The sequence below is a fragment of the Halobacterium bonnevillei genome, from assembly GCF_009831555.1.
In the GTDB taxonomy this organism is placed as follows: Archaea; Halobacteriota; Halobacteria; order Halobacteriales; family Halobacteriaceae; genus Halobacterium; species Halobacterium bonnevillei.
Genome location: NZ_WUUU01000182.1, coordinates 1 through 5,701, shown reverse-complemented (window position 1 = coordinate 5,701; position 5,701 = coordinate 1). Strand labels below are relative to the sequence as shown.

The 5,701-nt window shown below is 67.8% G+C and carries 5 protein-coding genes and 1 pseudogene; all 6 read left to right on the top strand.

The genetic code is table 11. From position 1 onward, the window contains the following. A partial coding sequence (locus GRX66_RS15815; RefSeq protein ID WP_159527395.1) for a bacteriorhodopsin occupies positions 1-906 on the top strand: 906 nt, incomplete at its 5' end. Positions 907-1,037: 131 nt separating this feature from the next. After that, on the top strand, positions 1,038-3,227 hold the full coding sequence (locus GRX66_RS15810) for an elongation factor EF-2 (protein WP_159527394.1): 2,190 nt from the start codon (positions 1,038-1,040) through the stop codon (positions 3,225-3,227). 190 nt (positions 3,228-3,417) lie between these two features. Then, positions 3,418-4,431: a DUF7490 domain-containing protein gene (locus GRX66_RS15805; RefSeq protein WP_159527393.1), complete on the top strand. Its 1,014-nt coding sequence runs from the start codon at positions 3,418-3,420 to the stop codon at positions 4,429-4,431. Beyond that, the gene (locus tag GRX66_RS15800; protein ID WP_159527392.1) at positions 4,424-4,756 is read left to right on the top strand and encodes a hypothetical protein; all 333 of its coding nucleotides are present in this window, start codon (positions 4,424-4,426) and stop codon (positions 4,754-4,756) included. The genes GRX66_RS15805 and GRX66_RS15800 overlap by 8 nt, the downstream gene beginning before the upstream one ends. 225 nt (positions 4,757-4,981) lie before the next feature. Beyond that, complete coding sequence (locus GRX66_RS15795; RefSeq protein WP_325064151.1) at positions 4,982-5,503, top strand: amino acid-binding protein; 522 nt, start codon at positions 4,982-4,984, stop codon at positions 5,501-5,503. After that, a pseudogene (locus GRX66_RS15790) lies at positions 5,500-5,701 on the top strand (homoserine dehydrogenase); the annotation flags it as partial. The gene GRX66_RS15795 and the pseudogene GRX66_RS15790, both read left to right, overlap by 4 nt.

Genomic DNA, 5,701 nt, shown 5'->3' with positions numbered 1-5,701 from the left:
CCGACGAGACGGCGGCCGACGATTCGGGCGACGTCCGGCGAGCGCGCCGACGGTCTCGTCGAGCGCACCGGCGCCTCCGGGACGTGCTGTCGTCGTTCGAGACGCGAGACGTCGACGGCGGCGCGACTGCGGTCGCTGGCGCAAGTGCAGGAACTGAGACCCGCGTGGCGGGTGATGGCGATGATTAGCGAAACGGGCGTGTACGCGGCGGGTGCGGTCGTGTCGGCGCTCGCGGCGGTCGTTTCGGTCGCGAAGTTGCGCGGGATCCCGGGCCGCATCCGCCGGTACTACTCCCTTGCGACGTTCCTCCTCGTCCTCGCCGCCGCGTCGAGCGCGCTCATGGCCGCCGGCGTCGGGGCGATGACCGTGAACGGGTACGAGGTCACGCTCCCGTCGTTCCTCAACGACCTCGTGGCGTACTCCGTGCTCTGGGGCATCACGGGACTGCTCGCGGACGCCGACCGACGCATGCTCGCCGTCGTGGCCGGACTCCCGTTCCTCCAGGTCGTCGCGTTCCAGGTGGCGGCAACCTCCAGTGGCGCGACGGCGCTGGCCGCGTCGGCGTTCGTCATCGGGGGCCACGTCGTGCTCGCTGGGCTGTTCCTCGGGCCGATCTGGCGCGGGTGCTCGCACCTCCCGGAACGCCGGCAACTGCTGCACTGGAAGGCGCGAAACCTCCTGTTGTTCCTCATCGGGATGCTCATCGTGTACGCGTTCCTGTCGCTGGCGGGCGTGTTCGACGCGTTCGCGACGGTCGTGCTGAACCAGTACATCTCGGTGCTGATACGGATCGGGTTCGCAGCGTTCCTGTTCGCGAACGTCGACGCGCTCGAGGCCGACCGCGACGGCGTCCAGCCGATCGATACCGCCGAATCAGGAGTCTCCGGGGCTGAACCGGCCACGTAGTCGACCCCCGGACGGGCGTGCCCCGGTCGACGAGGGAATCAAACGAGTTGACGCCTAGACCGCGTGTTCCGCCGTGCCGTAGTCCGGGCAAAACACTACCCTTTTGAACCCGCTGGCAGTATGATTCCCCAATGGGCCGACGCAAGAAGATTGTCGAACAGTGCGAACGGCTGATGGACAACCCGGATCAGATCCGGAACATCGCCATCGCCGCGCACGTCGACCACGGCAAGACGACTCTGACGGACAACCTGCTCGCCGGGGCTGGCATGATCTCCGAGGACACCGCCGGCGAACAGCTGGCGATGGACACCGAGGAGGACGAACAGGAACGCGGCATCACCATCGACGCCGCGAACGTCTCGATGACTCACGAGTACGAGGACACCGATTACCTCATCAACCTCATCGACACCCCCGGCCACGTCGACTTCGGCGGTGACGTCACCCGCGCGATGCGCGCCGTCGACGGCGCGCTCGTCGTCGTGGACGCCGTCGAGGGCGCGATGCCCCAGACGGAGACGGTGCTCCGGCAGGCGCTCCGCGAGGGCGTGAAGCCGACGCTGTTCATCAACAAGGTCGACCGCCTCATCTCGGAGCTCCAGGAAGGCCCCGAGGAGATGCAGGAGCGGCTCCTGGGCGTCATCCACGAGGTCAACGAGCTCATCCGCGGGATGACCGAGGAGATGGACGACATCGACGAGGACTGGACGGTCTCCGTCGAGGGTGGCACCGTCGGCTTCGGGTCCGCGCTCTACAAGTGGGGCGTCTCGATGCCCTCGATGCAGCGCACGGGCATGGACTTCGGCGACATCATGGACCTGGAACGCGCGGACAAGCGCCAGGAGCTCCACGAGCGCACGCCGCTGTCTGACGTCGTGCTCGACATGGTCTGTGAGCACTTCCCGAACCCCGTGGACGCCCAGCCCCACCGCATTCCGCGCATCTGGCGGGGCGACCCCGAGTCGGAGATCGCGGACACGATGCGGATGGTCAACGAGGACGGCGAAGTCGTCCTGATGGTCACAGACATCGGTATCGACCCGCACGCCGGCGAAATCGCCGCCGGCCGCGTGTTCTCCGGCACCATCGAGAAGGGCCAGGAGCTGTACGTCTCCGGCACCGCCGGGAAGAACCGCATCCAGAGCGTCGGCGTCTACATGGGCGGCGAACGCGAGGAAGTCGACCGCGTGCCCGCCGGGAACATCGCCGCGGTCACCGGTCTCCGCGACGCCATCGCCGGCTCCACGGTGTCCAGCGTCGAGATGACGCCGTTCGAGTCCATCGAACACATCTCCGAGCCGGTCATCACGAAGTCCGTGGAGGCGCAGAACATGGACGACCTGCCGAAGCTCATCGAGACGCTCCAGCAGGTCGCGAAAGAAGACCCCACCATCCAGATCGAGATCAACGAGGACACCGGCGAACACCTCATCTCCGGGCAGGGCGAACTCCACCTGGAAGTCATCACTCAGCGCATCGAGCGCAATCAGGGCATCCCCGTCAACACGGGCGAGCCCATCGTCGTCTACCGGGAGTCCCCGACCAGCGAGTCCCGCGAAGTCGAGGGCGTCTCGCCGAACCGCCACAACAAGTTCTACATCACCGTCGAGCAGCTCGACGACGACGTGCTCGAGCAGCTCCGCCTCGGCGAAGTCACCATGGACATGCCCGAACAGGAGCGCCGCGAAGCGCTCCAGGACGCCGGCATGGACAAGGACACCTCCCAGAGCGTCGAGAACATCATCGGGAAGAACATCTTCATCGACGACACGAAGGGGATCCAGCACCTCAACGAGACGATGGAACTCGTCGTCGAGGGCCTCCAGGAGGCCCTCGAGGACGGCCCGCTCGCCGCGGAACCCGTCGAGGGCGCGCTCCTGCGCCTCCACGACGCCCGCCTCCACGAGGACGCCATCCACCGCGGTCCGGCGCAGGTCATCCCCGCCGTCCGCGACGCCGTCCACCGCGGCCTCATCGACGCCGAGATCCGCCTGCTCGAGCCGATCCAGGACGTCCGCATCGACGTCCCCTCCGAGCACATGGGCGCCGCGTCCGGCGAGGTTCAGGGCCGCCGCGGTCGCGTCGACGACATGTACCAGGAGGGTGACCTCATGGTCGTCGAGGGCATCGCGCCCGTCGAGGAGATGATCGGCTTCTCCAGCGACATCCGCTCGGCCACGGAAGGCCGCGCGTCCTGGAACACGGAGAACGCCGGCTTCCGCGTCATGGCCGACAACCTCCAGCCGGAGATCATCAACCAGATCCGCGAGCGCAAGGGCATGAAGACCGAGCTCCCCGAGAGCATCAACTACTTCTAAATACGGTCTTCTCGGGCGCCGGGACGGCTCGGCGTCTCGGCTTGCGGATACGCGCTGCGCACCGCTGGAATCGCGTCCAGTCGACTTCTTCGACCACTCCGTAGGGATCGCGACGCCTCCAGCCTCGTTGCAGCCGTCCGCCCCCTGCGTTCCACAAAGCACTTGTAAAATTCAACAGAACTTGGGACCGATGCGTGCCGCCCGAGCACTCTTCGCCAGTGCTGCCGTCGTTCTCGTGGTCGTGGTCGTAGCAGCGGGTGCACTGCCGGGTGCCGTCAGCGACCCGACTGAGAGGGTCCGTGCGCCAGGTCCCGTCGACATCGAAGAGCTCGCCGTCAAACCCGGGGCTGTCTCCGGGGGGACGGCCGAACTCGACCTCCAGGCCCAGGTGTCCCATCGCGGGAACCCGACGCAGAACGTGAGCGTGCGGTTCCGGGCAATCGACGCGGACTCCGGACTCCTCGCGACCGAACAGCGCGCGTCCCTCGGGGAGCTAACCGAGGACGGCTGGCACGCGGCGAACGCGACGCTGCGCGTCGAGCGCTCCGGCGGGTACGTGCTGGAAGCGACACTGTTCCGGGACGGGCGGCCCGTCGACACCACCCGCCGGGAAGTCAGTGGCATGGAGGCGCTGACGCCCGAGTACGCACGGACCGGCGTTTCGTTCACCGAGCAGGGGACGGTGCCGACCGTGCTGGTCTCCGTCGAGTCGGTCGCGGACAACCGGACGACGCTCCAGATCGAGACGAGTCTCACCAACCGGGGCGACGAGCCCTCCGACGACCTCCGGACGGTCGTGGTCGTCCGGCAAGCCGAGTCGAACGTGGTCGCCGGGAGCGCCGAGACGGACGTCGGGCAGATCCGCGAAGGGCGGACCGAACGGACGACGGCAACGGTGACCGTGCCGAGCGACTACAACTACTACGTCGACGTCTCGCTGTACAGGGACGGCGTGCTACTGGACAGCACGCGTAGCGTCGCGAACCTCGACCCCACCCAGCGCATCCAGGCGAACGTGACCGAGACCGAGGTGGCCTTCGAGGTCAGCGACTTCGAGGGCGAGCAGCCGACCGGCGAGCGCCCGACTGACACCGAGGGCGGAGAGTCGGGCGGCGGCATTCCCGGGTTCGGCCTCGGCCTGGGCATCGGGGCCGTCGTCCTGGCGCTCGCAGTTGCGTCCGTCCGGAGGAGTACCAATGAGTGACACCGAATCAGACGACGACGCCGAAACGACCGAACAGACCAACGCGCGACCACCTGAACCAGACAGCGACGACGCCGAAACGACCGAACAGACCAACGCGAGAACCCGGCGCATCCGGGAGTACCTCGAGTACACCGGTCTCGCGGTGCTCGTGCTGTTCGCGCTGCTTGCGGCGTTCCGGTTCTACGGCCACACGTCCGCGGCGATCTCGGAATTCATCTCGCCAGCCTACCGGTCGCTGTTCAAAGCGCTGTTCAATCTCGTCGTCCTGCTCGTGTCGGCCGGCGGCATCGCCGTGCTGCTTGCTCGTCGAGACCGCGTGTAACGACCGCTCTCCCCGATGGGGACGGTCTCGGCGGACCCCCGGAGTCGCTCCCGGTCGAACAGCGGTAGGAATTGTCCGAGCCGAAGGCTTATACCGCAGAGACGCCCGACTGAGTAGCATGCACGCAGGCAGACACGCCACGCGTGGTATCGGCACGGAGCGACGGCTATCGCGCTCGCAGCCGACAACAGTGGCGTCGTCTGCGCCAGACGCGGGTGGTCGGCGGTGAGCGACCCCGCAGACCGCGCGCACACGCTCCGCCTCGAACTCGTCGACGAACCCGGGGAGCTGTTGCGCGCGCTCTCTCCGATCGCCGAGAACGGCGGGAACCTCCTCTCGATATTCCACGAGCGCGGGTCGCTGACGCCGCGCGGCCACATCCCCGTGGAAGTCGACCTGGAATGTCCGCCCGAGCGCTTCGACAGCATCGTCGAGGCGCTCCGGGACGCCGGCGTCACCGTCATCCAGGCGGACGCCGAACGGTACGGCGAAGCCGTGACCGTCCTGCTCGTCGGCGACCTCGTGGACACTGACCTCTCCGATACGCTCTCGGAACTGGAATCCTGTGGGACGGCCTCGGTCGCTGACTTCTCGCTGACGACCGAGGAGGGAACTGACGGCGTCTCGTGTGCGCGCGTCCGCCTCGCCATCGAGTCCGGGAGCGCCGAGCGCGCCGTCGAACAGGCGCGCTCGGTCGCCAGGGAGAAAGACCTCGTCGTCGTGGAACCGCTCGTGGGGGAACAATGAGACTGGCAGTACTCGGCGCGGGCGACGTCGGCCGGTCGGTCGCGGAGCTCGCTGCGGACTACGACCACGAGGTGACGGCGTTCGCGGACTCCACCGGCGCCGTCGTCGACCCGGACGGCGTGGACGTCGCGGCCGCGCTCGACCACAAGGACCGCGTGGGAAGCGTCGGCGAAGCGGCGCCCGCGGACGCGCTCGGCG

Excerpts from the sequence above, each read along its gene's own strand:
- GRX66_RS15810 (WP_159527394.1), top strand. The coding sequence starts at position 1,038 with ATGGGCCGACGCAAGAAGATTGTCGAACAGTGCGAACGGCTGATGGAC.
- GRX66_RS15805 (WP_159527393.1), top strand. The coding sequence starts at position 3,418 with ATGCGTGCCGCCCGAGCACTCTTCGCCAGTGCTGCCGTCGTTCTCGTG.
- GRX66_RS15800 (WP_159527392.1), top strand. The coding sequence starts at position 4,424 with ATGAGTGACACCGAATCAGACGACGACGCCGAAACGACCGAACAGACC.